25 protein-coding genes are annotated in these 26830 nt (G+C 71.7%); 23 read left to right on the top strand and 2 right to left on the bottom strand.

Features of this window, described 5'->3' with window-relative positions; translation table 11 throughout:
• A partial coding sequence (locus AB4039_RS08675; RefSeq protein ID WP_442270425.1) for an ATP-binding protein occupies nucleotides 1–2125 on the bottom strand: 2125 nt, incomplete at its 3' end.
• Between the two features lie 148 nt (nucleotides 2126–2273).
• On the opposite strand from AB4039_RS08675, the gene AB4039_RS08670 reads away from it, so the two are divergent.
• From AB4039_RS08670 to nusB, 15 genes are all read left to right on the top strand, one after another.
• A complete protein-coding gene (locus AB4039_RS08670; protein WP_266837929.1) occupies nucleotides 2274–2726 on the top strand; it encodes a DUF948 domain-containing protein in 453 nt (150 codons plus the stop codon).
• Nucleotides 2727–2734: 8 nt separating this feature from the next.
• Entirely contained in the window at nucleotides 2735–3097 is a 363-nt protein-coding gene (locus AB4039_RS08665; protein ID WP_266837927.1) for a DUF6167 family protein, read from the top strand.
• On the top strand, nucleotides 3097–5766 hold the full coding sequence (alaS, locus tag AB4039_RS08660; protein ID WP_442270424.1) for an alanine--tRNA ligase: 2670 nt from the start codon (nucleotides 3097–3099) through the stop codon (nucleotides 5764–5766). The genes AB4039_RS08665 and alaS overlap by 1 nt, the downstream gene beginning before the upstream one ends.
• 2 nt (nucleotides 5767–5768) lie before the next feature.
• A complete protein-coding gene (gene ruvX / locus AB4039_RS08655) occupies nucleotides 5769–6239 on the top strand; it encodes a Holliday junction resolvase RuvX (protein ID WP_030028999.1) in 471 nt (156 codons plus the stop codon).
• A 126-nt stretch (nucleotides 6240–6365) separates the two neighbouring features.
• Nucleotides 6366–8147 (top strand): endolytic transglycosylase MltG, encoded by a 1782-nt coding sequence (mltG, locus tag AB4039_RS08650; protein ID WP_266837924.1) that lies wholly within the window; start codon nucleotides 6366–6368, stop codon nucleotides 8145–8147.
• Nucleotides 8148–8153: 6 nt separating this feature from the next.
• The gene (locus AB4039_RS08645; protein WP_442270423.1) at nucleotides 8154–8978 is read left to right on the top strand and encodes a shikimate dehydrogenase; all 825 of its coding nucleotides are present in this window, start codon (nucleotides 8154–8156) and stop codon (nucleotides 8976–8978) included.
• A gap of 36 nt (nucleotides 8979–9014) precedes the next feature.
• Nucleotides 9015–9212: a hypothetical protein gene (locus AB4039_RS08640; protein ID WP_442270422.1), complete on the top strand. Its 198-nt coding sequence runs from the start codon at nucleotides 9015–9017 to the stop codon at nucleotides 9210–9212.
• A 155-nt stretch (nucleotides 9213–9367) separates the two neighbouring features.
• Nucleotides 9368–10552 (top strand): chorismate synthase, encoded by a 1185-nt coding sequence (gene aroC, locus AB4039_RS08635; protein WP_266837919.1) that lies wholly within the window; start codon nucleotides 9368–9370, stop codon nucleotides 10550–10552.
• Nucleotides 10553–10587: 35 nt separating this feature from the next.
• Complete coding sequence (locus AB4039_RS08630) at nucleotides 10588–11070, top strand: shikimate kinase (protein WP_266841499.1); 483 nt, start codon at nucleotides 10588–10590, stop codon at nucleotides 11068–11070.
• Nucleotides 11067–12158, top strand: a complete 1092-nt coding sequence (aroB, locus tag AB4039_RS08625) for a 3-dehydroquinate synthase (protein WP_266837917.1) — start codon at nucleotides 11067–11069, stop codon at nucleotides 12156–12158. Before AB4039_RS08630 ends, aroB begins: the two co-directional genes overlap by 4 nt.
• Complete coding sequence (gene aroQ / locus AB4039_RS08620; protein ID WP_266837915.1) at nucleotides 12155–12595, top strand: type II 3-dehydroquinate dehydratase; 441 nt, start codon at nucleotides 12155–12157, stop codon at nucleotides 12593–12595. The genes aroB and aroQ overlap by 4 nt, the downstream gene beginning before the upstream one ends.
• Nucleotides 12596–12641: 46 nt before the next feature.
• Nucleotides 12642–13397: an AAA family ATPase gene (locus AB4039_RS08615; RefSeq protein ID WP_266837914.1), complete on the top strand. Its 756-nt coding sequence runs from the start codon at nucleotides 12642–12644 to the stop codon at nucleotides 13395–13397.
• A gap of 58 nt (nucleotides 13398–13455) precedes the next feature.
• Complete coding sequence (locus AB4039_RS08610) at nucleotides 13456–14562, top strand: aminopeptidase P family protein (protein WP_266837912.1); 1107 nt, start codon at nucleotides 13456–13458, stop codon at nucleotides 14560–14562.
• A gap of 59 nt (nucleotides 14563–14621) precedes the next feature.
• Entirely contained in the window at nucleotides 14622–15188 is a 567-nt protein-coding gene (gene efp, locus AB4039_RS08605; protein ID WP_266837911.1) for an elongation factor P, read from the top strand.
• Between the two features lie 2 nt (nucleotides 15189–15190).
• Nucleotides 15191–15625: a transcription antitermination factor NusB gene (gene nusB / locus AB4039_RS08600; RefSeq protein ID WP_442270421.1), complete on the top strand. Its 435-nt coding sequence runs from the start codon at nucleotides 15191–15193 to the stop codon at nucleotides 15623–15625.
• Between the two features lie 190 nt (nucleotides 15626–15815).
• Here nusB and bldD read toward each other — a convergent pair whose 3' ends face one another.
• On the bottom strand, nucleotides 15816–16316 hold the full coding sequence (gene bldD / locus AB4039_RS08595) for a transcriptional regulator BldD (RefSeq protein ID WP_007263032.1): 501 nt from the start codon (nucleotides 16314–16316) through the stop codon (nucleotides 15816–15818).
• Nucleotides 16317–16581: 265 nt separating this feature from the next.
• Here bldD and pyrR point away from each other — a divergent pair, with 265 nt between their 5' ends.
• The 8 genes from pyrR to pyrF all read left to right on the top strand — a co-directional run bounded on the left by pyrR (nucleotide 16582) and on the right by pyrF (nucleotide 26643).
• Nucleotides 16582–17187 carry a bifunctional pyr operon transcriptional regulator/uracil phosphoribosyltransferase PyrR gene (gene pyrR / locus AB4039_RS08590; RefSeq protein ID WP_371679448.1) on the top strand — a complete coding sequence of 202 codons (606 nt, stop codon included), beginning with the start codon at nucleotides 16582–16584 and terminating at the stop codon, nucleotides 17185–17187.
• A 103-nt stretch (nucleotides 17188–17290) separates the two neighbouring features.
• Nucleotides 17291–18280, top strand: a complete 990-nt coding sequence (locus AB4039_RS08585) for an aspartate carbamoyltransferase catalytic subunit (RefSeq protein ID WP_266837908.1) — start codon at nucleotides 17291–17293, stop codon at nucleotides 18278–18280.
• A gap of 2 nt (nucleotides 18281–18282) precedes the next feature.
• Nucleotides 18283–19569, top strand: a complete 1287-nt coding sequence (locus tag AB4039_RS08580) for a dihydroorotase (protein ID WP_266837906.1) — start codon at nucleotides 18283–18285, stop codon at nucleotides 19567–19569.
• Nucleotides 19566–20147: a PH-like domain-containing protein gene (locus AB4039_RS08575; protein WP_266837905.1), complete on the top strand. Its 582-nt coding sequence runs from the start codon at nucleotides 19566–19568 to the stop codon at nucleotides 20145–20147. The genes AB4039_RS08580 and AB4039_RS08575 overlap by 4 nt, the downstream gene beginning before the upstream one ends.
• The gene (gene carA / locus AB4039_RS08570) at nucleotides 20144–21301 is read left to right on the top strand and encodes a glutamine-hydrolyzing carbamoyl-phosphate synthase small subunit (protein ID WP_266837903.1); all 1158 of its coding nucleotides are present in this window, start codon (nucleotides 20144–20146) and stop codon (nucleotides 21299–21301) included. Before AB4039_RS08575 ends, carA begins: the two co-directional genes overlap by 4 nt.
• Nucleotides 21294–24602, top strand: a complete 3309-nt coding sequence (carB, locus tag AB4039_RS08565; RefSeq protein WP_266837902.1) for a carbamoyl-phosphate synthase large subunit — start codon at nucleotides 21294–21296, stop codon at nucleotides 24600–24602. Before carA ends, carB begins: the two co-directional genes overlap by 8 nt.
• A gap of 92 nt (nucleotides 24603–24694) precedes the next feature.
• On the top strand, nucleotides 24695–25804 hold the full coding sequence (locus AB4039_RS08560; RefSeq protein WP_442270420.1) for a quinone-dependent dihydroorotate dehydrogenase: 1110 nt from the start codon (nucleotides 24695–24697) through the stop codon (nucleotides 25802–25804).
• Nucleotides 25801–26643 carry an orotidine-5'-phosphate decarboxylase gene (pyrF, locus tag AB4039_RS08555; RefSeq protein ID WP_266837900.1) on the top strand — a complete coding sequence of 281 codons (843 nt, stop codon included), beginning with the start codon at nucleotides 25801–25803 and terminating at the stop codon, nucleotides 26641–26643. Before AB4039_RS08560 ends, pyrF begins: the two co-directional genes overlap by 4 nt.
• Nucleotides 26644–26830 lie beyond the last annotated feature (187 nt).

Genomic DNA, 26830 nt, shown 5'->3' with positions numbered 1-26830 from the left:
CCCCGCCGCGGGGCCCCGGCGGCCGCGGCGCGGCCGGCAGCGGCTCCGGCGCCCGCAGCGCCCGCTCGACGAGCCCGTCCAGGGACAGGCTCCGGCCGTGCCGCGCGCACGCCGCGTACCGCTCCGCGCCCAGCAGCTCGCCCGCCCGCTCCCGGCACATCAGCCGCGGGGTGTTGAAGTACCCCGAGCCGAAAAGCCGCAGGCCGACCCCGTCCCACATCGGCTCCGCCGCTCCCTGCAGCAGCGCCGCCTCGGCCGCGTGGCCCTCGACCGCCGTGACCAGGGCCAGCAGCTCCACCGCCAGCACCAGGCCCACCAGGTCGCGGAAGGTGTGGTTGACGCTCACGCATTCGGTCAGCAGCCGCCGCGCCCCGGCCGTGTCCCCCGCGTCCAGGGCCGCGTACGCGAGCACGTAGAGGGCGTACGCCTTCGTCCAGCGCTCCCCGCGCTCCCCGCAGATGTCCCGGACCTCCTCGCACAGGGTGACCGCCCCCGCCAGGTCCCCCTGGAAGGCCAGCGTCATCGCCAGCTCGACCTGGCACATCAGCACGTTGCTGTTGAGCTCGCCCGTCTCCCGGTACCGCTCCAGGGCCTCGCCCAGCAGTTCCCCGGCGCGGGCCATGTCGTCCGAGACCAGGGCCAGGCAGCCCATCCGGTGCACCGCGTACGCCGCCGCCACCCGGTTGCCGGACCGCTCGGCGCCGTCCCGGCACGCGTGCAGCGCGCCCATGGAGGGCACCGCGTCCCCCTGGAGCGCGGCGACGTAGCCCAGTACCCACAGCGCCTTGAGCCGCGAGCCCTCGTACTCCTCGTCCGCCGGACCGCCCTCCAGGGAGCGGTCCAGCCAGTGCCGGCCCTCGGTGAGCCGCCCGCAGCCCGCCCAGTAGAACCACAGGGTGCCCGCCAGGTACCGGCCCAGGTGCCGCTCCTCCGGCTCGTCCAGGCAGTACTCCAGCGCGAGCCGCAGGTTCGCCAGCTCGGCCTCCACCAGTGCGGCCACCTCCCGCTGGCGCGGGCCGAACCAGTCCAGCTCGCACCAGGTGGCCAGCCCCAGGTACCAGTCCCGGTGCCGCCGGCGCAGCCGCCCGGCGTCCCCGAGCCACTCCAGCCAGCCCGCCCCGTAGAGGCGTACGGTCTCCAGCATCCGGTAGCGCGGTCCGGCCGGCGTCTCCTCCCGGGCGAGCAGGGACTGGGCCAGGAGCTCCCCGATCAGGTCGAGCACGTCGTCCACCGGCAGGTCGGGGCCCCCGCACACGTACTCGACGGCGTCCAGGTCGAACTGCCCGGCGAACACCGACAGCCGGGCCCACAGGAGCCGCTCCGCCGGGGTGCACAGCTCGTGGCTCCAGCCGATCGCCGTCCGCAGCGCCCGGTGCCGGGGCAGCGCCCCGCGCGTCCCGCCGGTCAGCAGCGCGAAGCGGTCCTCCAGCCGGGCGAGCACCTGCTCCGGGGAGAGCGCCCGCAGCCGGCCGGCCGCCAGCTCCAGGGCCAGCGGGATCCCGTCGAGCCGGGCGCACAGCTCCGTCAGCGCCGGCCGGTCCTGCGCCGTCACCGTGAACCCCGGGTCCGCGGCCGTCGCCCGCGCGGTCAGCAGGGCCAGCGCCTGCGGGGGCTCCAGAGGGGCCAGCGGGAAGGCCGCCTCGCCGTCCACGCCGAGCGGGCACCGGCCCGCCGCGAGCACCCGCAGGCCGGGGGAGCCGCGCAGCAGCTCCCGTACCAGCCCGGCCGTCTCCTCCACCAGCTGCTCGAAGCCGTCCAGGACCAGCAGCAGCCTGCGTCCGGCCAGGTGCCCGGCCAGGAGGGACCGGGGCGGCCGGGTGGTGTGGTCGGTCAGCCCGAGCGCCTCGGCCAGCGTGAACTCCAGCAACGGGGGGTCGCGCACCGCGGACAGCTCGGCCAGCCACACCCCGTCGACGTAGCGTTCCCGGGCTCCCTCGGCGGCGGTCCGGGCCGCGGCGAGGGCCAGCCGGGACTTCCCCACCCCGCCGACCCCGGTCACCGTCACCAGCCGGGAGGACTCCAGCAGGCGCCCCACCCCGGCGAGCTCCTCCCCCCGCCCGACGAAGGTGCTCAGCTCCGAGGGAAGATTGCCGGGCGTCCCGTGCCCCGGGGGTCTCTGTCGCATGGGACACGGAGGGTACTGCTCCGGCTGCGCTGCGTACAAGGCGGGGGCGGTGGGCCGGGAATTGCGGTACTGCGGCCGATCTCCGGCGCGATAGGGTCGGAGGACGACTTTTCTCCGTAGGTTTCGCATATTCAGGGAGCGGTGCAACGTGTCCGGTGGAGAGGTGGCCGGGATCCTCGTGGCCGTCTTCTGGGCCATCCTGGTCTCCTTCCTCGCCGTGGTGCTGGTGAGGCTCGCCCAGGTGCTCAAGGCGACGACCAAGCTGGTCGCCGACGTGACCGAGCAGGCCGTTCCGCTGCTGGCGGACGCCTCGACCACCGTCCGCTCCGCGCGCACCCAGCTCGACCGCGTCGACGCCATCGCGAGCGACGTCCAGGAGGTCACCTCCAACGCCTCCGCCCTGTCCTCGACCGTGGCCTCCACCTTCGGCGGGCCGCTGGTCAAGGTCGCGGCCTTCGGCTACGGCGTCCGCAAGGCCCTGGGCAAGACGGAGGACGTGCCGCAGAAGACATCCCGGCGCACCCGGAGTGACGGCGGCAGCCGTAGCGTGATCGTCGGCCGCACGGTGCCGTCGGCCCGGCGCCGGAAGCAGAAGGGCTGAGACCACCGATGTTCCGCCGAGCCTTCTGGTTCACCGCAGGCGCCGCCGCCGGCGTGTGGGCCACCACCAAGGTCAACCGGCAGCTGAAGAAGCTGACGCCGGAGAGCCTCGCGGCCCAGGCCGCCGACAAGGCCGTGGAGGCGGGTCACCGCCTCAAGGACTTCGCCCTCGACGTCAAGGCGGGAATGACGCAGCGCGAGGGCGAGCTGAACGACGTACTGGGCCTGACCCAGGACCCCGATCGCCCCGACAACGTCACCGCCCTCCCCGGGCCGCGGCGGCTGCGGGCCATCGCGCACGACCCGCACGACCAGACCACCCACCGTCCGAACCACTCGGCGGTTACGTACAACCGGAATGAGGACCACTGATGGAGTCGGCTGAAATCCGCCGCCGCTGGCTGAGCTTCTTCGAGGAGCGCGGTCACACCGTTGTCCCTTCGGCGTCGCTCATCGCGGACGACCCGACTCTGCTGCTGGTCAACGCCGGCATGGTCCCCTTCAAGCCGTACTTCCTCGGCGAGACCAAGCCCCCGGCCCCCCGCGCCACCAGCGTGCAGAAGTGCGTCCGCACCCCGGACATCGAAGAGGTCGGCAAGACCACCCGCCACGGCACGTTCTTCCAGATGTGCGGCAACTTCTCCTTCGGGGACTACTTCAAGGAAGGCGCCATCAAGTACGCCTGGGAGCTGCTCACGAGCTCCGTGGCGGACGGCGGCTACGGCCTTGAGCCGGAGAAGCTCTGGATCACCGTCTACCTCGACGACGACGAGGCGGAAACGATCTGGCGCGAGGTCATCGGCGTCCCCGCCGAGCGCATCCAGCGCCTGGGCAAGAAGGACAACTTCTGGTCCATGGGCGTCCCCGGCCCCTGCGGCCCGTGCTCCGAGATCAACTACGACCGCGGCCCCGAGTTCGGCGTCGAGGGCGGCCCGGCCGTCAACGACGAGCGCTACGTGGAGATCTGGAACCTGGTCTTCATGCAGTACGAGCGCGGCGCGGGCGACGGGAAGGAAGACTTCCCGATCCTCGGTGACCTGCCCTCGAAGAACATCGACACCGGTCTCGGCCTCGAACGCCTCGCGATGATCCTGCAGGGCGTGCAGAACATGTACGAGACCGACACCCTGCGCGTGGTCATGGACAAGGCCACCGAGCTGACCGGCGTCCAGTACGGCGCCGCCCAGGGCACCGACGTCTCGATGCGCGTGGTCGCCGACCACATCCGCACCTCCGTCATGCTCATCGGCGACGGCGTCACCCCCGGCAACGAGGGCCGCGGCTACGTGCTGCGCCGCATCATGCGCCGCGCCATCCGCAACATGCGTCTCATGGGCGCCACCGGCCCGGTCGTCCAGGACCTCGTCGACGTGGTGATCGACACGATGGGGCAGCAGTACCCGGAGCTGGTCACCGACCGCAAGCGCATCGAGACCGTCGCGCTCGCCGAAGAGGCCGCCTTCCTCAAGGCGGTCAAGGGCGGCACGAACATCCTCGACACCGCCGTGAGCGAGACCAAGGCCTCCGGCGGCACGGTCCTCTCCGGCGACARGGCGTTCCTGCTCCACGACACCTGGGGCTTCCCGATCGACCTCACCCTGGAGATGGCCGCCGAGCAGGGCCTCTCCGTGGACGAGCCCGGCTTCCGCCGCCTGATGCAGGAGCAGCGCGACCGGGCCAAGGCCGACGCCAAGGCCAAGAAGACCGGCCACGCGGACATGTCCGCCTACCGGGAGATCGCCGACGGTTCCGGCGCCACCGAGTTCACCGGCTACGCCACCACCCAGGGCGAGTCCACCGTCGTCGGCCTGCTGGTCAACGGCGTCTCCGCGCCCGCCGCCTCGGAGGGCGACGAGGTCGAGGTCGTCCTCGACCGCACCCCCTTCTACGCCGAGGGCGGCGGCCAGCTCGCCGACCAGGGCCGCATCAAGCTCGACTCCGGTGCCGTCATCGTCGTCCGCGACGTCCAGCAGCCGGTCCCCGGCGTCTCCGTGCACAAGGGCTCCGTCCAGGTCGGCGAGGTGACGGTGGGCGCCTCCGCGTACGCCGCCATCGACATCAACCGCCGCCGGGCCATCGCCCGCGCCCACTCGGCCACGCACCTGACCCACCAGGCGCTGCGCGACGCCCTCGGCCCCACGGCCGCCCAGGCCGGTTCCGAGAACAGCCCCGGCCGCTTCCGCTTCGACTTCGGCTCCCCGAACGCCGTTCCCGGCACGGTCCTCACCGACGTCGAGCAGAAGATCAACGACGTGCTCTCCCGCGAGCTCGACGTCACCGCCGAGATCATGAGCATCGACGAGGCGAAGAAGCAGGGCGCCATCGCCGAGTTCGGCGAGAAGTACGGCGAGCGCGTGCGCGTCGTGACCATCGGCGACTTCTCCAAGGAGCTGTGCGGCGGCACGCACGTCGCCAACACCGCCCAGCTGGGCCTGGTGAAGCTGCTCGGCGAGTCCTCCATCGGCTCCGGCGTGCGCCGCGTCGAGGCCCTCGTCGGCGTGGACGCGTACAACTTCCTCGCCAAGGAGCACACGGTCGTCGCCCAGCTCCAGGAGCTGGTCAAGGGCCGTCCGGAGGAGCTGCCGGAGAAGATCGCCTCCATGCTCGGCAAGCTGAAGGACGCCGAGAAGGAGATCGAGAAGTTCCGTGCGGAGAAGGTCCTCCAGGCCGCCGCCGGTCTGGCCGCGGGCGCCCAGGACATCCGCGGCGTCGCCCTCGTCGTCGGAACCGTCCCGGACGGCACCGGCGCCGACGACCTGCGCAAGCTGGTCCTCGACGTCCGCGGCCGCATTCAGGGCGACCGCCCGGCCGTCGTGGCCCTCTTCACCACGGCGAACGACCGTCCGCTGACCGTCATCGCCACCAACGAGGCGGCCCGCGAGCGCGGCCTCAAGGCCGGTGACCTGGTCCGTACCGCCGCCAAGACCCTCGGCGGCGGCGGCGGCGGCAAGCCGGACGTGGCCCAGGGCGGCGGCCAGAACCCGGCCGCCATCCCCGAGGCCATCAGCGCGGTCGAGCGCCTCGTCGTCGAGACGGTCTGACGATGACGCTGCGCCGCGGCCGCAGGCTGGCCATCGACGTCGGAGACGCCCGGATCGGGGTCGCCTCGTGCGACCCCGACGGGGTGCTCGCCACACCGGTGGAAACCGTTCCGGGCCGGGACATCCCCTTCGCCCACCGGCGGCTGCGGCAGCTCGTCGAGGAGTACGAGCCCCTCGAAGTCGTGGTCGGCCTCCCCCGCTCGCTCAGCGGGCGGGAGGGGCCCGCCGCGGCCAAGGTGCGCGCCTTCGCGAACGAACTTGCGAAGGGCATCAAGCCGGTGACGGTCCGTCTGGTGGACGAGCGGATGACCACGGTCACCGCCGCCCAGGGCCTGCGGGCCTCCGGGAGGAACGCGAAGAAAGGCCGTTCGGTCATCGACCAGGCGGCCGCTGTGGTCATCCTGCAGAACGCTCTTGAGACCGAACGGGTATCAGGTAATCCGCCCGGTGAGTGCGTCGAAGTGGTTGTCTGATCGCGATACGGTAACGTTCCGCGCGATGTGGCGGCATTCGAACAGCCGTCGCCCACCACTTCAGAGGCGGAACCGGGTGCCGCGGCAAAGAAGCCGCTGCCTCCGTCTCGCGGCTCTAGGGGACCGATGACTGAGTATGGCCGGGGCCGCGCCCCCGAACCCTGGCACCCGGAGGACCCGCTCTACGGGGACCAGGGTTGGACCGGACAGGCGACCCAGCAGGGTCAGGTGCCCTACGCAGGCGGCCAGCAGCAGTATCCGCAGGAGCCGCCGTACCAGGATTCGCAGTACCGGGAGCCGCAGTACGAGCAGTACCCCCAGCAGTACCCGGAGCCGCAGTACCAGGAGCAGCAGTACCCGCAGCAGCAGTACGTGCCGCAGGACCAGCAGCTCCAGCAGCAGCTCCACCCGCAGCACCCGCAGCAGCAGCTCCACCCGCAGCCCCAGCCCCAGCCGGTCTACGACGGCCAGGGCTGGGACACCGGGCAGGGGCAGCAGCTCCAGGAGCAGCTCCAGTACCAGACCGTGGCCGCGCCGGTGGACCCGTACGCGGGCGCGGAGCCGTACGCCCAGCAGGTCGCCCCGGGCTACGCCGGCGAGGCTCCGGACCTGTACACCACCCCCGAGGCCTTCCCGCCGCCCCAGCCCCCCGGCCGGCGGCGCCTCGACCCGGACCCGGTCGACGAGCCGGAGACGGAGGAGGCGGAGGAGTCCCTCCTCGCCGCCGACGCCGACGAGGAGCCCCCCGGCCGCGGCGGCCGGCGCTCCGGCCGGGGCAAGGGCGGCAAGGGCAAGGGCGGCAAGGGCAAGGGCGGCAAACCCAAACGCAGCGGTGCGGCCTGCCTGGTCGCGGCCCTGGTCATCGTCGCCGTCGTCGGCGGTGGCGGCTACTACGGCTACTCGTACATCAAGGAGCGCTTCGGCGCCACGGAGGACTTCGCGGGCTCCGGCTCGGAGGAGTCGGTCGACGTCGAGATCCCCAAGGGCGCGGGCCTCGGCCAGATGGGCCGCATCCTCAAGGAGGCAGGTGTCGTCGCGAGCGCCCAGGCCTTCGTGGACGCCGCCAACGCCAACCCCAAGGGCAAGTCCATCCAGCCCGGCGTCTACACGCTGAAGAAGAAGATGTCCGGCGCGGCGGCCGTCGCCGTCATGATCGACCCCACCAAGCTCAACGTCATCACCGTCACCGAGGGCATGCGCAACTCCAAGGTGTACGACGCGATCGACAAGAAGCTGGGCAAGCCGGCCGGCACCACCAAGGACATCGCCCAGCGCGAGGCCAAGAACCTCGGCCTGCCGGCCTGGGCCGGCACCGACCCGAAGCTGATCGACCCGCTGGAGGGCTTCCTCTACCCGACGCGCTACGACCTCGGCAAGGAGAGCACCCCCGAGTCCCTGCTCAAGGAAATGGTCAAGAACGCGACGGCCAAGTACAACGAGCTGGGCGTCGAGGGCAAGGCCAAGGAGCTGGGCCTGGACAACCCGCTCCAGGTGGTCACGGTCGCCAGCCTCGTCAACGCCGAGGGCAAGAACCACGACGACTTCAAGAAGATGGCCGAGGTGGTCTACAACCGCCTCAAGAAGACCAACGACGTCACGAACCAGAAGCTCCAGTTCGACTCGACGTACAACTACGTCAAGAACCAGAGCGAGATCAACTTCAACCTGAAGGAAGCCCAGGCCTTCGACAACCCGTACAACACGCACTTCGTCAAGGGACTGCCCCCCGGCCCCATCGGGAACCCGGGCCTGGAGGCGCTGACCGCTACGCTCGGTCCGGACCACGGCGGCTGGATGTTCTTCGTGTCGGTCGACGGTCACACGACGACCTTCACCAAGACCTACGACGAGCACCTCAAGCTCGTCAACGAGTTCCAGGAACGGCAGAAGCAGAAGAACGGCGGGTAGCAGGACATGTCACGGATACGGGCCGCGGTGCTGGGTTCGCCCATCGAGCACTCCCTCTCACCAGTGCTGCACCGCGCCGCCTACCGGGAGCTCGGCCTCGACGACTGGTCCTACGACCGGTTCGAGATCGACGAGGCCGCGCTCCCCGGGTTCGTGGCCGGCCTGGGTCCCGAGTGGGCGGGGCTGTCGCTGACCATGCCGCTCAAGCGGGCCGTCATCCCGCTGCTGGACGGCATCAGCGACACCGCGGCCTCCGTCGAGGCGGTCAACACGGTGGTCCTCACCGGGGACGGCCGCCGCCTCGGCGACAACACCGACATCCCCGGGATCGTCGCCGCCCTGCACGAGCGCGGCGTCGAGAAGGTGCCCGCCGCCGCGATCCTCGGGGCGGGGGCCACCGCCTCCTCGGCGCTGGCGGCCCTCTCGCGGATCTGCACCGGCGAGGTCACCGCGTACGTCCGCTCCTCCGCCCGCGCCGCCGAGATGCGCGAGTGGGGCGAGCGGCTCGGCGTCACCGTCCGCACGGCCGACTGGTCGCGCGCGGCCGAGGCCCTGACGGCCCCCCTGGTCATCGCCACCACCCCGGCCGGAGCCACCGACGCCCTCGCGGACGCCGTGCCGAACACCCCGGGGACCCTCTTCGACGTGCTCTACGACCCCTGGCCGACGGCGCTGGCCGCCGCCTGGGCCGGCCGCGACGCCACCCTGCTCGGCGGCCTGGACCTCCTGGTCCACCAGGCGGTCCTCCAGGTCGAGCAGATGACCGGTCGTCCCCGGGCGCCGCTGGCCGCCATGCGCGCGGCCGGCGAGGCGGCGCTCCGCGCCCGGTAGGCTCCCCACCTGCGCGTTCACAGCGAGGGGGGCTTCGTGGAGACGGTGGAACCGGGTCAGTCGCTGGCCGGTAAAGCGGAGATCGCGGGCGGGGTGTTCCGTTTCGTCACCGCCCWGCTCGGCGATGCGCTGCCCGACTGGGCGAAGTGGACCATCTGCGCACTGGTGGCGCTCGGATCGCTCTGGGAAGCCGGCAAGTGGCTGTGGCGGCGCCGGAGCGTAGGGATCCGGTAGCTCCGCGGGCCAGAGTGCTGCGGGTACCCGTCGTCCGACAGTTGGACCGGGACCGGCGCACCCGCCCGGACGTGGGAGGATCGGGGGTACGGCGGGTCAGGGCCGCGCACCCGACCGCGCCGTCGCAGTGCCAGGCGCGAGCATGAGGAGCATCGTTGAGCAGGTTGCGTTGGCTGACCGCGGGAGAGTCGCACGGACCGGCACTGGTCGCGACGCTGGAGGGTCTTCCCGCCGGCGTCCCGGTCACCACCGAGCTGGTGGCGGACCACCTGGCCCGGCGCCGACTCGGCTATGGCCGCGGTGCCCGGATGAAGTTCGAGCAGGACGAGATCACCTTCCTCGGCGGCGTCCGCCACGGACTGTCGCAGGGCTCGCCGGTCGCCGTCATGATCGGCAACACCGAATGGCCCAAGTGGGAGACCGTCATGTCGGCCGACCCGGTCGACCCCTCCCTGCTCAAGGAGACCGGCCGCAACGCGGCGCTGACCCGTCCCCGCCCCGGCCACGCCGACCTCGCGGGCATGCAGAAGTACGGCTTCTCCGAGGCCCGTCCGATCCTGGAGCGCGCCAGCGCCCGTGAGACGGCCGCCCGCGTCGCCCTCGGCGCCGTCGCCCGGTCCTTCATCAAGGAGGCCGCCGGCATCGAGATCGTCTCCCACGTGGTGGAGCTGGCCGCGGCCAAGGCCCCCCGCGGCGTCTACCCGACCCCCGCCGACGTCGAGAAGCTCGACGCCGACCCGGTGCGCTGCCTCGACGCCGACGCGTCGAAGGCGATGGTCGCGGAGATCGACCAGGCCCACAAGGACGGCGACACCCTCGGCGGCGTCGTCGAGGTCCTCGCGTACGGGGTCCCCGTCGGCCTCGGTTCCCACGTCCACTGGGACCGCCGGCTCGACGCCCGCCTCGCGGCCGCGCTCATGGGCATCCAGGCCATCAAGGGCGTCGAGGTCGGCGACGGCTTCGAACTGGCCCGGGTGCCCGGCTCCCAGGCCCACGACGAGATCGTCTCCACCCCCGAGGGCCTCAAGCGGACCTCCGGCCGCTCCGGTGGCACCGAGGGCGGTCTGACCACCGGCGAGCTGCTGCGCGTCCGGGCCGCCATGAAGCCCATCGCGACCGTCCCGCGCGCCCTGGCGACCGTCGACGTCGCCACCGGCGAGGCGACCGTGGCGCACCACCAGCGCTCCGACGTGTGCGCGGTGCCCGCCGCGGGCATCGTCGCCGAGGCGATGGTGGCGCTGGTCCTGGCCGACGCCCTCGTCGAGAAGTTCGGCGGCGACTCCGTCCCCGAGACCCGCCGCAACGTCCGGTCCTACCTCGACAACCTGCAGATCCGGTGACGGCCACCGGACCACTGGTCGTCCTCGTCGGACCCATGGGCTCCGGCAAGTCCACGGTGGGGGGTCTGCTGGCCGAACGGCTCGGCGTCCCCTACCGGGACACCGACGCCGACATCGTCGCCGCCACGGGCCGGGAGATCTCCGACCTGTTCGTCGACGAGGGCGAGCCGTACTTCCGCGAGCTGGAGCGGCGGGCCGTCGCGGACGCCCTCGCCGGGCACACCGGAGTCCTCGCCCTCGGCGGCGGCGCCGTCCTCGACGAGGGCACCCGCGCCCTGCTCGCGGGGCTGCCCGTCGCCTACCTGTCGATGGACGTCGAGGAGGCCGTGCGCCGCGTCGGCCTCGGCGCCGCGCGCCCGCTGCTCGCCGTCAACCCGCGCCGCCAGTGGCGCGAGCTGATGGACGCCCGGCGCCACCTGTACACCGAAGTCGCGCGCGTCGTGGTGGCCACCGACGACCGCACCCCCGCAGAGGTCGCCCAGGCGGTCCTCGACGCTCTGGAGTTGAAGGACGTATGACAGACCAGGTGACGCGGATCAACGTCGGCGCCAGCGCCGGACACGACGCGTACGACGTGCTGGTCGGCCGGCAGCTGCTCGGTGAGCTGGGCGGCCTGATCGGTACGAAGGCCCAGCGGGTCGCGGTGATCCACCCCGAGGCGCTCGCCTCGACCGGTGAGGCGCTGCGGGACGACCTGGCGGCGCAGGGCTACGAGGCCGTCGCCATCCAGGTGCCCAACGCCGAGGAGGCCAAGACCGTCGAGGTCGCGGCGTACTGCTGGAAGGCGCTCGGCCAGTCCGGCTTCACCCGCACCGACGTGATCGTCGGCGTGGGCGGCGGCGCCACCACCGACCTCGCGGGCTTCGTGGCCGCCACCTGGCTGCGCGGCGTGCGCTGGATCGCCGTACCGACCACCGTCCTCGCGATGGTGGACGCGGCGGTCGGCGGCAAGACCGGCATCAACACCGCCGAGGGCAAGAACCTGGTGGGCTCCTTCCACCCGCCGGCCGGCGTCCTGTGCGACCTGGCCGCGCTGGACTCGCTGCCGGTCAACGACTACGTCAGCGGCCTCGCCGAGATCATCAAGGCCGGGTTCATCTCCGACCCGGTGATCCTCGACCTGATCGAGGCGGACCCGGCGGCCGCCCGCACGCCGGACGGCCCGCACACGGCCGAGCTGATCTGCCGCTCCATCCAGGTCAAGGCCGACGTGGTCTCCAGCGACCTCAAGGAGTCCGGACTCCGCGAGATCCTCAACTACGGCCACACCCTCGCGCACGCCATCGAGAAGAACGAGCGCTACAAGTGGCGCCACGGCGCCGCCGTGTCCGTCGGCATGGTCTTCGCCGCCGAGCTCGGCCGTCTCGCGGGCCGCCTCGACGACGCGACGGCCGACCGGCACCGGGAGATCCTCGCCGCGGTCGGCCTGCCGCTGACCTACCGCGGGGACCAGTGGCCCAAGCTGCTCCAGACCATGCAGGTCGACAAGAAGTCCCGCGGCAACCTGCTGCGCTTCATCGTGCTGGACGGCCTGGGCAAGCCCACCGTCCTGGAGGGCCCCGACCCGGCGCACCTGATCGCCGCGTACGGCGAGGTGTCGGCGTGAGCCGCAAGGTGCTCGTGCTCAACGGCCCGAACCTGGGCCGCCTCGGCTCCCGCGAGCCGGACGTCTACGGGGCCACCTCGTACGCCGGTCTCGTCGAGAGCTGCCGCACCCTGGGCGCGGAGCTCGGCTTCGACGTGGAGGTCCGCGAGACCAACGACGAGGGCGAGCTCGTGCGCTGGCTGCACGAGGCCGCCGACGGCAAGGTCCCGGTCGTGATCAACCCGGGCGCCTTCACGCACTACTCGTACGCCATGCGGGACGCGGCGGCGCAGCGCACCGCGCCGCTGATCGAGGTGCACATCTCCAACCCGTACGCCCGCGAGGAGTTCCGGCACACGTCCGTCATCGCGGCCGTCGCGACCGGTACCGTGGCGGGCTTCGGGCTGGGCTCCTACCGGCTGGCGCTGCGCGCGCTGGCGGAAGAGGTCACGGCCTGAGATAACGTTCTCGCATCAGTCGCCTGAACGAGACGGAGTGGCGCGGATGCAGCAAGGAGTGGGGGACTGGGGTCCGCCGCAGGGTCAGCACCCGGCGGCGCCCCCGCCGCCGCCGATACCCCCCGCGCGGGGGTGGCCGGTGGCCCCCATGGGCCCGGTGGCCCCGGTGCCCGAGGCCACGGGGCACATTCCACTGCCTCCCGCCGTGGCGGCCCCGCCCGTGCCCCCCGCGCCCGGTACCGGCGGCGCCACCCTCGCCGTGCTGCTCATCGGCCCGGCGGGGGCCGGCAAGACCACCGTGGCCCGGCACTGGGCGGCGACCCGCCCGGTGCCGACCGCGCACATCAGCCTGGACGACGTCCGCGAGTGGGTCTGCTCGGGCTTCGCGGACCCGCAGGCCGGCTGGAACGAACATTCCGAGGCCCAGTACCGCCTCGCCCGCCGCACCTGCGGCTTCGCCGCCCGCAACTTCCTGGCCAACGGCATCTCCTGCATCCTCGACGACGCCGTCTTCCCCGACCGGCCCGTGGTGGGCCTGGGCGGCTGGAAGCGGCACGTGGGCCCCGGACTGCTCCCGGTCGTGCTGCTGCCCGGTCTGGAGATCGTCCTGGACCGCAATGCCGCCCGCTCCGGGAACCGGCGCCTGTCCGATGAGGAAGTGGCCCGGATCCACGGCCGGATGGCCGGCTGGTACGGCTCCGGGCTGCCGATCATCGACAACTCCCACCTGGACGTGGAAGGCACGGCCCGGGCCCTGGACGAGGCCCTGGCGCGGGCCTCGGCGAGCCCCCAGGGCTGGTAGCCCCCGTCCGGACGCGCTCGCCGGGCCGGATGCGCGGGGCGCTCGTACGCTCGAATACATGTCAGACGTGTACGCGGCCCGCAGGGCCCTGCTCCGCGACCGCTGTGGCGCCGCGGGCAACTCCGCCGCACTGATCACGCGTCCGGCGAACGTCCGCTACCTCTCCGGGGCGTCCCCGCTGGGTTCCGTCCTGCTGGTCGGGCCCGCCGAAGACGTGCTGTTCTGCGCCGCCGCACCCACCGGTGAGGCGGACGAGGGGCGGCTCGACGAGGAGCTGCGGCTCTCCGTCCTGCCCCATCCCGGCGCGGACCCGGCCGTGGCCGCTGCGGACCTGGCCGCCGCCGCACGGGCCGAGTCCCTCGCCGTCGAGGAACACCACGTCACCGTCGGCCGCCACCGGGCCCTGCGCTCGGTCGCGCCCCGGCTGCGCCTCGCCGACCTGGGAGCCGCCGTGGAACAGCAGCGGCTCGTCAAGGACGAGGGGGAGATCGCCTGCCTGCGGATCGCCGCCGAGATCGCCGACCAGGCCCTCGGAGAGCTGCTGGAGTCGATCCTCGTCGGCCGTACCGAACGCCACCTCGCCCTGGAGCTGGAACGCCGGCTCGTGGACCACGGCGCCGACGGTCCGGCCTTCCCGACCTCCGTCGGCACCGGCCCGCACTCCGGCCGCTCGCGGCACCGGCCCTCCGACCGGCGGGTGGAGGAGGGCGACTTCCTCACGGTCTGCCTCGGCGCGAACTACCGGGGCTACCGCTGCGAGATCGGCCGGACCTTTGTGATCGGCACCACCCCCGCCGACTGGCAGATCGAGCTGTACGACCTCGTCTTCGCCGCCCAGCGGGCCGGCCGGGAGTCGCTCGTCCCGGGCGCCGCGTACCGCGACGTGGACCACGCGGCACGGTCCGTACTGGACTCCGCGGGGTACGGCGAAGCCCTCGCGGCGTCGATGGGACACGGTGTGGGCCTCGAAATCGACGAGGACCCGCAGCTTGCACCTACGGCAATGGGTAAACTGGACGCTTGCGTGCCGGTCACCGTCGAACCGGGGGTTCACCTCCCGGGCCGGGGAGGTGTCCGGATCGATGACACGCTCGTCGTACGCCCCGAGGCGGACGGCGGTCCAGAGCTACTCACCATTACGACCAAGGAGCTGCTCGCGCTCTAGCCCGCGTGGCCGGGCCGTGCGCGCACCCAAGGTCTTCCAGTGCAGGAGATTCCGCAACCGTGGCTTCCACGAACGACCTCAAGAACGGCATGGTGCTGAAGCTCGACGGGGGCCAGCTCTGGTCCGTCGTCGAGTTCCAGCACGTCAAGCCCGGCAAGGGCCCGGCCTTCGTGCGTACCAAGCTGAAGAGCGTGATGTCCGGCAAGGTCGTCGACAAGACGTTCAACGCCGGCACCAAGGTCGAGACGGCCACCATCGACCGCCGCGACATGCAGTTCTCGTACATGGACGGCGACTACTTCGTCTTCATGGACATGAGCACCTTCGACCAGCTGATGGTCGACAAGAAGGCCGTCGGCGACGCCGCGAACTTCCTCATCGAGGGCTTCACCGCCTCCGTGGCGCAGCACGAGGGCGAGGTGCTCTACGTCGAGCTCCCGGCCGCCGTCGAGCTGGTCATCGAGCACACCGACCCGGGCGTCCAGGGCGACCGCTCCACCGGTGGCACCAAGCCGGCGCGCCTGGAGACCGGCTACGAGATCCAGGTCCCGCTCTTCGTGACCACGGGCGAGAAGGTCAAGGTCGACACCCGCACCAGCGACTACCTCGGCCGGGTGAACAGCTAACCGTGGCTGCCCGGAGCAACGCGCGCAAGCGCGCCTTCCAGATCCTGTTCGAGGCCGACCAGCGCGGTGTGCCCGTGCGCGAGGTCCTCGCGGACTGGATCCGCCACGCGAGGTCGGACGACCGGCAGCCGCCGGTCAGCRCCTTCACGATGGACCTCGTCGAGGGCTACGCCGACAAGGTGAACCGCATCGACGACCTGATCGTCACCTACGCCGTGGACTGGGAGCTCGACCGCATGCCGGTCGTCGACCGGAACATCCTGCGGCTGGGCGCCTACGAGCTGATCTGGGTCGACGAGACCCCGGACGCCGTGGCGATCGACGAGGCCGTCCAGCTGGCCAAGGAGTTCTCGACGGACGACTCGCCGGCGTTCGTGAACGGCCTCCTCGGCCGGTTCAAGGACCTGAAGCCGAACCTGCGTCGCAGCGAGAGCTGACACCAGGCACGCGCCATACGGAAGGGCCCGCAACGTACGCGTTGCGGGCCCTTCCGTGTGTGCGGCGCGGACGGGACCTCACCGGGGCCGCCCGGGGAACGAAAACCGGCGGGTGCCGGGACCCGGAGAGGTCCCGGCACCCGCCGGTAAACGTTTCTGCTGGCCTGGGCCCGTTTTCCGGGCTTCAGGACTAGATGTCCTCGTGGGCCACCGCGCGCCGCGCGTCGGCGTCGAGGACGCCCCAGCTGATCAGCTGCTCGGTCAGGACCGAGGGGGACTGGTCGTAGATGACGGCCAGGGTGCGCAGGTCGTCCTGGCGGATCGACAGCACCTTGCCGTTGTAGTCGCCGCGCTGGCTCTGGATGGTCGCCGCGTAGCGCTGGAGGGGGCCGGCCTTCTCGGCGGGGACGCCCGCCAGGCGCTCCAGGTCGAGGCGCAGCTTCGGCGGCGGCTCGGCCGCTCCGCCGGGGGTCGTGCCCGGCAGYAGTTCCTGCACCGGAACCCCGTAGAAGTCCGCCAGCTCGGCGAGGCGCTGGACGGTCACGGCGCGGTCCCCGCGCTCGTAGGAGCCGACCACCACGGCCTTCCACCGGCCCTGGGACTTCTCCTCGACACCGTGGAGGGAGAGGCCCTGCTGGGTGCGGATGGCGCGGAGCTTGGCCCCGAGCTGTTTGGCGTATTCGCTGGACATAACGCTCCCGGACGCTGTGACGCTGTGACGACATGGACGACGGGCTGCATGGATGACATGCGGGGCCGTCGCGCGGCTGGTAACTCACTGTGAGGTTACGCAGCGTTACGTGGATGCGTCAAGCCGAATGGTCTTCGACGCCCACTTACGAGGGCTCCGCGGGGCCCCGGGTGCGGAGCCGGGCGCGGGGTCCTGGTACCGTGGACGGCGTACATCAGACGTCCTTTAAGGTCCGTCCCGTGAGGCGGAGAAGGAGGTCCTTTTCATGGACAGCCAGACTTCTCAGATTTCCGAAGACGGCGGTCGGAACGCCGGCGAAGCAATGCGCCCCGTGCTGGAGGCGCAGGACATCGCCCGGGTCCTGACCCGCATCGCCCACGAGATCGTCGAACGCGCCAAGGGCGCCGACGACGTGGTGCTCCTCGGCATTCCCACCCGCGGCGTGTTCCTCGCCGACCGGCTGGCGGCCAAGCTCGAAGAGATCACCGGAACGAAGATTCCGGTCGGCTCCCTCGACATCACCATGTACCGCGACGACCTGCGCCTGAAGCCCGCCCGGGCGATCGGCCGCACGGAGATCCCCGGCGACGGCATCGACGGCCGCCTCGTGGTCCTCGTCGACGACGTGCTCTTCTCCGGCCGCACCATCCGCGCCGCCCTCGATGCCCTCGGCGACATCGGCCGGCCCCGCGCCGTGCAGCTCGCGGTCCTCGTCGACCGCGGCCACCGGGAACTCCCGATCCGCGCCGACTACGTAGGCAAGAACCTCCCCACGTCGCTGCGGGAGACCGTCAAGGTCCAGCTCCAGGAGGAGGACGGCCGCGACGCCGTGCTGCTCGGCCAGCGGACCGACCAGGCCTCCGGGCAGTAGCCCCGCCGGGTGCCGGACCCCTTCGCGGGGTCCGCGCCGCAGCCTGCCCTGCCCGCATTCAGTCAGTCCTCCTGCCTGCCCTCCCGACTTACGGAGTAACCGGATGAAGCGCCACCTCATCTCGGCCGCCGATCTCACGCGCGACGACGCCGTCCTCATCCTCGACACCGCCGAGGAGATGGCCCGCGTCGCGGACCGGCCGATAAAGAAGCTGCCCACCCTCCGCGGCCGCACCATCTGCAACCTCTTCTTCGAGGACTCCACCCGCACCCGGATCTCCTTCGAAGCGGCCGAGAAGCGCCTGTCCGCCGACGTGATCAACTTCGCGGCCAAGGGTTCCAGCGTCTCCAAGGGCGAGTCCCTGAAGGACACGGCCCAGACCCTGGAGGCCATGGGCGTCGACGCGGTCGTCATCCGCCACCACGCCTCCGGCGCCCCCTACCGCCTCGCCACCTCCGGCTGGATCGACGCCCCCGTCATCAACGCGGGCGACGGCACCCACCAGCACCCCACCCAGGCCCTGCTCGACGCCTTCACCATGCGCCGCCGCCTGGTGGGCCGGGACGCCGGACTCGGCAAGGGCCTCGACGGCCGCCGGATCACCATCGTCGGCGACGTCCTGCACAGCCGCGTGGCCCGTTCCAACGTGGACCTGCTGCACACCCTCGGCGCCGAGGTCACCCTGGTGGCCCCGCCCACGCTGGTGCCCGTCGGCGTCGAGACCTGGCCCTGCGAGATCTCGTACAGCCTCGACGAGGTGCTGCCGAAGTCCGACGCGGTCATGATGCTGCGTGTGCAGCGCGAGCGGATGAACGCCGCCTTCTTCCCGACCGAGCGCGAGTACTCGCGCCGCTACGGCCTGGACGCCGCCCGGATGGCGCGGATGCCCGAGGACGCCATCGTGATGCACCCCGGCCCGATGGTCCGCGGCATGGAGATCACCGCCGAGGTCGCCGACTCCGACCGCTGCACGGTCGTCGAGCAGGTCGCCAACGGCGTCTCCATCCGCATGGCCGTCCTGTACCTGCTGCTCGGAGGATCCGAGCCCGCCGTCACCACCACCGCAGCCCCGCGCACCGAGGAGACCAAGTAAAGATGAGCAAGATCCTTATTCGTGGCGCGAAGGTGCTCGGTGGCGAGGCGCAGGACGTCCTGATCGACGGCGAGACCATCGCGGAGGTCGGCAGCGGCCTGTCCGCCGAGGGCGCGACCGTCATCGAGGCGGAGGGCCTGACCCTGCTCCCGGGCCTCGTCGACCTGCACACGCACCTGCGCGAGCCCGGCCGCGAGGACTCCGAGACCGTCCTGACCGGTACCCGCGCCGCGGCCTCCGGCGGCTACACCGCCGTCTTCGCCATGGCCAACACCTTCCCGGTCGCCGACACCGCCGGCGTCGTCGAGCAGGTCTGGCGCCTGGGCAAGGAGTCCGGCTACTGCGACGTGCAGCCCATCGGCGCCGTCACGGTCGGCCTGGAGGGCAAGAAGCTCTCCGAGCTGGGCGCCATGCACGAGTCCGCCGCCCGCGTCACCGTCTTCTCCGACGACGGCAAGTGCGTGGACGACGCCGTGATCATGCGCCGTGCCCTGGAGTACGTGAAGGCCTTCGGCGGCGTCGTCGCCCAGCACGCCCAGGAGCCCCGCCTCACCGAGGGCGCCCAGATGAACGAGGGCGTCGTCTCCGCCGAGCTCGGCCTCGGCGGCTGGCCCGCCGTCGCCGAGGAGTCGATCATCGCCCGCGACGTCCTCCTCGCCGAGCACGTCGGTTCCCGGGTGCACATCTGCCACCTCTCCACCGCCGGTTCCGTCGAGATCGTCCGCTGGGCCAAGTCCCGCGGCATCGACGTCACCGCCGAGGTCACCCCGCACCACCTGCTCCTCACCGACGAGCTCGTCCGCTCGTACAACCCGGTCTACAAGGTCAACCCGCCGCTGCGCACCGAGCGCGACGTGATGGCCCTGCGCGAGGCGCTCGCCGACGGCACGATCGACATCGTCGCCACCGACCACGCCCCGCACCCGCACGAGGACAAGGACTGCGAGTGGGCCGCCGCGGCCATGGGCATGGTCGGCCTGGAGACCGCGCTCTCCGTCGTCCAGCAGACGATGGTGGAGACGGGCCTGCTCGACTGGGCGGGCGTCGCCGACCGGATGTCCGCCGCGCCGGCGCGCATCGGCGGGCTCTCCGGCCACGGCCGTCCCGTCTCGGCAGGTGAACCCGCCAACCTGACGCTGGTCGATACCTCGTACCGTGGTGCTGTGGACCCCGCACACTTCGCCTCCCGCAGCCGCAACACGCCTTACGAGGGCCGTGAGCTGCCGGGGCGCGTCACTCACACCTTCCTGCGGGGCCGGGCAACGGTCGTGGACGGGAAACTGGCGTGACACCTGCAGTAATCCAACTGGCCGCCGAGGCCGCCGAACGACAGTCGGCGGAGGTGACGGACTGGGGCGCCCGCATCGCGTGGGTGATCGGTCTGCTCGTCTTCATCGCGTTCGTGTACTGGCTGATGCGGCAGGGCTGGAAATGGCGCGGGGCCCTGCAGAGCGATCTGCCGGAGCTCCCCGCCGCCCCCGGCGGTCTCCCCGAGCACCGGCTGGCCCTGACCGGCCGGTACCACGGGTCCACCACCGCCGGTCAGTGGCTCGACCGGATCGTCGCCCACGGTCTGGGGGTGCGCAGCCGGGTCGAGCTCACGCTCACCGACGCGGGCCTCGACGTGGTCCGTCCGGGTGCCACCGACTTCTTCGTACCGGCCGCGCAGCTGCGCGGCGCCCGCCTCGACAAGGGAATCGCGGGCAAGGTACTCACCGAGGGCGGTCTCCTCGTCGTCACCTGGGCGCACGGCGACAAGCTGATCGACTCCGGATTCCGCTCCGACCGCGCGGCCGAACACGCCGCCTGGGTCGAAGCGATCAACCTCATGAACCCATCCATCACGACGGAAGGCGCCGAACGATGACGACCTCCACCAGGGGAGCAGCCAAAGCTCCCGCCGTACTCGTCCTGGAGGACGGTCGGATCTTCCGCGGCCGCGCCTACGGCGCTGTGGGGGAGACCTTCGGCGAGGCCGTGTTCTCCACCGGCATGACCGGCTACCAGGAGACCCTCACCGACCCGTCGTACCACCGACAGGTCGTCGTGATGACCGCCCCGCACGTGGGCAACACCGGCGTCAACGACGAGGACCCCGAGTCCTCCCGCATCTGGGTGTCCGGCTACGTGGTCCGCGACCCCGCCCGCGTCCCCTCCAACTGGCGCGCGCAGCGCTCGCTGGACGAGGAGCTGGTCAAGCAGGGCGTCGTCGGGATCTCCGGCGTCGACACCCGCGCCCTGACCCGCCACCTGCGCGAGCGCGGCGCCATGCGCGTCGGCATCTTCTCCGGCGACGCGGTCGCCGACGACGCCGCGCTGCTGGCGCGCGTCCTGGAAGCCCCCCAGATGAAGGGTGCGAACCTCTCCGCGGAGGTCGCCACCAAGGAGGCCTACGTCGTCCCCGCCATCGGTGAGAAGAAGTTCACCGTGGCCGCCGTCGACCTCGGCATCAAGGGAATGACCCCGCACCGGATGGCCGAGCGCGGCATCGAGGTGCACGTCCTGCCCGCCACCTCCACCGTCGAGGACGTCTACGCGGTCTCCCCGGACGGCGTGTTCTTCTCCAACGGCCCGGGCGACCCGGCCACCGCCGACCACGCGGTCTCCGTCATGCAGGGCGTCCTCGCCCGCAAGACCCCGCTCTTCGGCATCTGCTTCGGCAACCAGATCCTGGGCCGCGCGCTCGGCTTCGGCACCTACAAGCTGAAGTACGGCCACCGCGGCATCAACCAGCCGGTGCAGGACCGCACCACCGGCAAGGTGGAGATCACCGCGCACAACCACGGCTTCGCCGTGGACGCGCCCCTCGACAAGGTCTCCGAGACCCCCTTCGGCCGCGCCGAGGTCTCGCACGTCTGCCTGAACGACAACGTCGTGGAAGGCCTCCAGCTGCTCGACCAGCCGGCCTTCTCCGTCCAGTACCACCCCGAAGCGGCCGCCGGCCCGCACGACGCCGCGTACCTCTTCGACCGCTTCACGTCTTTGATGGAAACCGCCCTGATGGAGGCCGAGCGTGCCTAAGCGCACCGATATCCAGTCCGTCCTGGTCATCGGCTCCGGCCCGATCGTCATCGGCCAGGCCGCCGAGTTCGACTACTCCGGCACCCAGGCCTGCCGCATCCTCAAGGCCGAGGGCCTGAGGGTCATCCTGGTGAACTCCAACCCGGCGACGATCATGACCGACCCGGAGATCGCCGACGCCACGTACGTCGAGCCGATCACCCCCGAGTTCGTCGAGAAGATCATCGCGAAGGAGCGCCCCGACGCGCTGCTCCCGACCCTCGGCGGCCAGACCGCGCTCAACACCGCGATCTCCATGCACGAGCAGGGTGTGCTGGAGAAGTACGGCGTCGAGCTCATCGGCGCCAACGTCGAGGCCATCAACAAGGGCGAGGACCGCGACCTCTTCAAGGGCGTCGTCGAGGCCGTCAAGGCCAAGATCGGCTACGGCGAGTCCGCCCGCTCGGTCATCTGCCACACGATGGAAGACGTCATCGCCGGCGTCGACACCCTCGGCGGCTACCCCGTCGTCGTGCGCCCCTCCTTCACCATGGGCGGCGCCGGCTCCGGTTTCGCCCACGACGAGGACGAGCTGCGCCGCATCGCCGGCCAGGGCCTCACGCTCTCCCCGACCACCGAGGTGCTCCTGGAGGAGTCCATCCTCGGCTGGAAGGAGTACGAGCTGGAGCTGATGCGCGACACCAAGGACAACGTGGTCGTCGTCTGCTCCATCGAGAACTTCGACCCGATGGGCGTCCACACCGGCGACTCCATCACCGTCGCCCCGGCGATGACCCTCACCGACCGCGAGTACCAGCGGCTGCGCGACATCGGCATCGCGATCATCCGCGAGGTCGGCGTCGACACCGGCGGCTGCAACATCCAGTTCGCGATCGACCCGGTCGACGGCCGCGTCATCGTCATCGAGATGAACCCGCGCGTCTCGCGCTCCTCGGCGCTCGCGTCGAAGGCCACCGGCTTCCCGATCGCCAAGATCGCCGCCAAGCTGGCCATCGGCTACACGCTCGACGAGGTCCCCAACGACATCACCGAGAAGACCCCGGCCTCCTTCGAGCCGACCCTCGACTACGTCGTCGTCAAGGCCCCGCGCTTCGCCTTCGAGAAGTTCCCGCTCGCCGACTCCACCCTCACCACCACCATGAAGTCGGTGGGCGAGGCCATGGCGATCGGCCGCAACTTCACCGAGGCGCTGCAGAAGGCCCTGCGCTCCCTGGAGAAGAAGGGCTCGCAGTTCACCTTCGTCGGCCCCGTCGGCGACAAGGACGAGCTCCTCGCCACCGCCGTGCGCCCCACCGACGGCCGCATCAACACCGTCATGCAGGCCATCCGCGCCGGCGCCACCCAGGAAGAGGTCTTCGAGTCCACGAAGATCGACCCCTGGTTCGTCGACCAGCTCTTCCTGATCAAGGAGATCGCCGACGAGCTGGCCGCCGCCGAGAAGCTCCACCCCGAGCTGCTCGCCGAGGCCAAGCGCCACGGCTTCTCCGACGCCCAGATCGCCGAGATCCGCGGGCTGCGCGAGGACGTCGTCCGCGAGGTCCGCCACGCGCTCGGCGTCCGCCCGGTCTACAAGACGGTCGACACCTGCGCCGCCGAGTTCGCCGCGAAGACCCCGTACTTCTACTCGTCCTACGACGAGGAGTCCGAGGTCGCGCCGCGCACCAAGCCCGCGGTGATCATCCTGGGCTCCGGCCCGAACCGCATCGGCCAGGGCATCGAGTTCGACTACTCCTGCGTCCACGCCTCCTTCGCCCTCAGCGACGCCGGCTACGAGACCGTGATGGTCAACTGCAACCCGGAGACCGTCTCGACGGACTACGACACCTCCGACCGCCTGTACTTCGAGCCGCTGACGCTCGAAGACGTGCTGGAGATCGTCCACGCCGAGTCGCTGGCCGGCCCCATCGCCGGTGTCGTCGTCCAGCTCGGCGGCCAGACCCCCCTCGGCCTGGCGCAGGCGCTCAAGGACAACGGCGTTCCGGTCGTCGGCACCCCGCCGGAGGCCATCCACGCCGCCGAGGACCGCGGCGCCTTCGGCCAGGTCCTGGCCGAGGCGGGCCTGCCCGCCCCCAAGCACGGCACCGCCACCACCTTCGCGGGCGCGAAGGCGATCGCGGACGAGATCGGCTACCCGGTCCTCGTGCGCCCGTCCTACGTGCTCGGCGGCCGCGGCATGGAGATCGTCTACGACGAGACCCGCCTGGAGTCGTACATCGCGGAGTCCACCGAGATCTCCCCGACCCGCCCCGTCCTGGTCGACCGCTTCCTCGACGACGCGATCGAGATCGACGTGGACGCCCTCTACGACGGCCACGAGCTCTACCTCGGCGGCGTCATGGAGCACATCGAGGAAGCCGGCATCCACTCCGGCGACTCCGCCTGCGCCCTGCCCCCGATCACCCTCGGCGGGTACGACATCAAGCGCCTGCGCGCCTCCACCGAGGCCATCGCCAAGGGCGTCGGCGTCCGCGGCCTGATCAACATCCAGTTCGCGATGGCGGGTGACATCCTCTACGTCCTGGAGGCCAACCCGCGCGCCTCCCGGACCGTCCCCTTCACCTCGAAGGCGACCGCCGTCCCGCTCGCGAAGGCCGCCGCCCGCCTCTCCCTCGGCGCCACCATCGCCGAGCTGCGCGAGGAGGGCATGCTCCCGAAGAACGGCGACGGCGGCACCCTGCCGCTCGACGCGCCGATCTCCGTCAAGGAGGCCGTCATGCCGTGGTCGCGCTTCCGCGACATCCACGGCCGCGGCGTGGACACCGTCCTCGGCCCGGAGATGCGCTCCACCGGCGAGGTCATGGGCATCGACTCCGTCTTCGGCACGGCCTACGCCAAGTCGCAGGCGGGCGCCTACGGCCCGCTGCCCACCAAGGGCCGCGCCTTCATCTCCGTCGCCAACCGCGACAAGCGTTCGATGATCTTCCCGGCGCGCGAGCTCGTCGCCCACGGCTTCGAACTCCTCGCCACCTCGGGCACCGCCGAGGTGCTGCGCCGCAACGGCATCAACGCCACCGTGGTGCGCAAGCTCAGCGAGGGCGAGGGCCCCGACGGCGAGAAGACCATCGTCCAGCTCATCCACGACGGCCAGGTCGACCTGATCGTCAACACCCCGTACGGGACCGGCGGCCGCCTCGACGGCTACGAGATCCGCACGGCGGCCGTGGCGCGCAGCGTCCCGTGCCTGACCACGGTCCAGGCGCTCGCCGCCGCCGTCCAGGGCATCGACGCGCTCAACCGCGGTGACGTGGGCGTCCGCTCCCTCCAGGAGCACGCGGAGCACCTGACCGCAGCCCGCGACTGACGACAGGCCCGTACGAAGGAGGGGGACCCCGGCGCGCCGACCGTGCGCCGGGTGTCCCCTTCCTCATGAGCGCAGAGGGATCCTCAGGCACCGTGTACAAACTCTTCTTCAACCTCGTCTTCAAGCGGATGGACCCGGAGCAGGCCCACTACACGGCCTTCCGCTGGATCCGCCTCGCCGCCCGCACCCCCGTGCTGCGCACCTTCGTCGCGGCGGTCCTCGCGCCCCGGTACGAGGGGCTCCGCACCGAGGCCCTCGGCCTGCGGATGCACGGCCCCTTCGGGCTCGCGGCCGGCTTCGACAAGAACGCCGTCGCCATCGACGGCATGTCCATGCTCGGCTTCGACCACGTCGAGATCGGCACGGTCACCGGCCAGGCGCAGCCCGGCAACCCCAAGAAGCGGCTCTTCCGCCTCGTCCCCGACCGCGCCCTGATCAACCGCATGGGCTTCAACAACGAGGGCTCCGCGGCCGTCGCCGAGCGGCTCGCCGCCCGCAACCCCGTCTTCCGGACGGTCGTCGGCGTCAACATCGGCAAGACCAAGGTGGTGCCCGAGGAGGAGGCCGCCGCGGACTACGTGCTCTCCACCGAGCGCCTGGCCCGCCACGCCGACTACCTCGTCGTCAACGTCTCCTCGCCGAACACCCCCGGCCTGCGCAACCTCCAGGCCACCGAGTCGCTGCGCCCGCTGCTGACCGCCGTGCGCGAGGCCGCCGACCGCGCGGTGACCGGCCGCCGGGTGCCGTTGCTCGTCAAGATCGCCCCCGACCTCGCCGACGAGGACGTCGACGCCGTCGCCGACCTCGCCCTGGAGCTGGGCCTGGACGGCATCATCGCCACCAACACCACCATCGCCCGCGAGGGCCTCGGCCTGAAGTCCGACCCCTCGCTGGTCAAGGAGACCGGCGGGCTGTCCGGAGCGCCCGTCAAGGAACGCTCCCTGGAGGTCCTGCGCCGCCTGTACGCGCGCGTGGGGGACCGGATGGTCCTGGTGGGCGTCGGCGGCATCGAGAACGCCGAGGACGCCTGGCAGCGCATCCTCGCGGGCGCCACCCTGATCCAGGGCTACAGCGCCTTCATCTACGAGGGCCCGTTCTACGCCCGCGCCATTCACAAGGGCCTGGCCGCGCGCCTGGCCACCAGCCCCTACGCGACCCTCGCCGAAGCGGTGGGCGCCGAGACCCGGAAGGCCGCGCTGTGAGCCCTGTGACCCCCTTCGGTACCCGTCTGCGCGCCGCCATGGACGCTCGGGGCCCCCTGTGCGTGGGCATCGACCCGCACGCCGCCCTGCTGGCCTCCTGGGGCCTGGACGACGACATCGCGGGCCTGGAGCGGTTCTCCCGCACCGTCGTGGAGGCCCTGGCCGACCAGGTGGCGGTCTTCAAGCCGCAGGCGGCCTTCTTCGAGCGCTTCGGCTCGCGCGGTGTGGCGGTGCTGGAGCGGACGGTGGCCGACGCGCGGGCGGCGGGCACGCTGGTGCTGATGGATGCCAAGCGGGGCGACATCGGCTCCACCATGGCCGCGTACGCCTCGGCCTTCCTGGACCCGGCCTCCCCGCTGTTCTCGGACGCGCTGACGGTGTCCCCGTACCTCGGCTACGGCTCGCTGAAACCGGCCGTGGAGCTGGCGCGGGAGTCCGGCGCGGGCCTGTTCGTCCTGGCGCTCACCTCCAACCCGGAGGGCGCGGAGGTCCAGCGGGCGGTCCGCGAGGACGGCCGGACCATCGGGGCGACGATGCTGGCGCACCTGGCCGCGGAGAACGAGGGGGCCGCGCCGATGGGCTCCTTCGGGGCCGTGGTCGGGGCGACGCTGGGCGACCTGTCCTCCTTCGACCTGGACATCAACGGGCCGCTGCTGGCTCCCGGCATCGGCGCGCAGGGCGCGACGGCGGCGGACCTCCCGGCGGTCTTCGGCAAGGCGGTCGGCAACGTCGTCCCGAACGTGTCGCGGGGCGTCCTGAAGCACGGCCCGGACGTGACCGCGCTGCGCGACGCGTCCCGCCGGTTCGCGGACGAGATCCGCGCGGCCGTCGCGGCGTAGTCCCCCTGCGGGGCCACGCCCGCGCACACCTCGGCACGGACACATGGCACGGCTTGACGAAATTCGAACGTCTTTCCCCGGACAAAACCGGGGTACTTTGTCCGTGATGTACGGTTCAGTGGAGGCTGACCAGGACTTTTCGTCCGTTCTCGCTGACTGGAGCGGCCATGGCCGCTAGTCTCCGACC

The sequence above is a fragment of the Streptomyces sp. M-16 genome, assembly GCF_052114405.1.
Lineage (GTDB): Bacteria > Actinomycetota > Actinomycetes > Streptomycetales > Streptomycetaceae > Streptomyces.
This window is presented reverse-complemented; position numbering and strand designations above follow the sequence as displayed.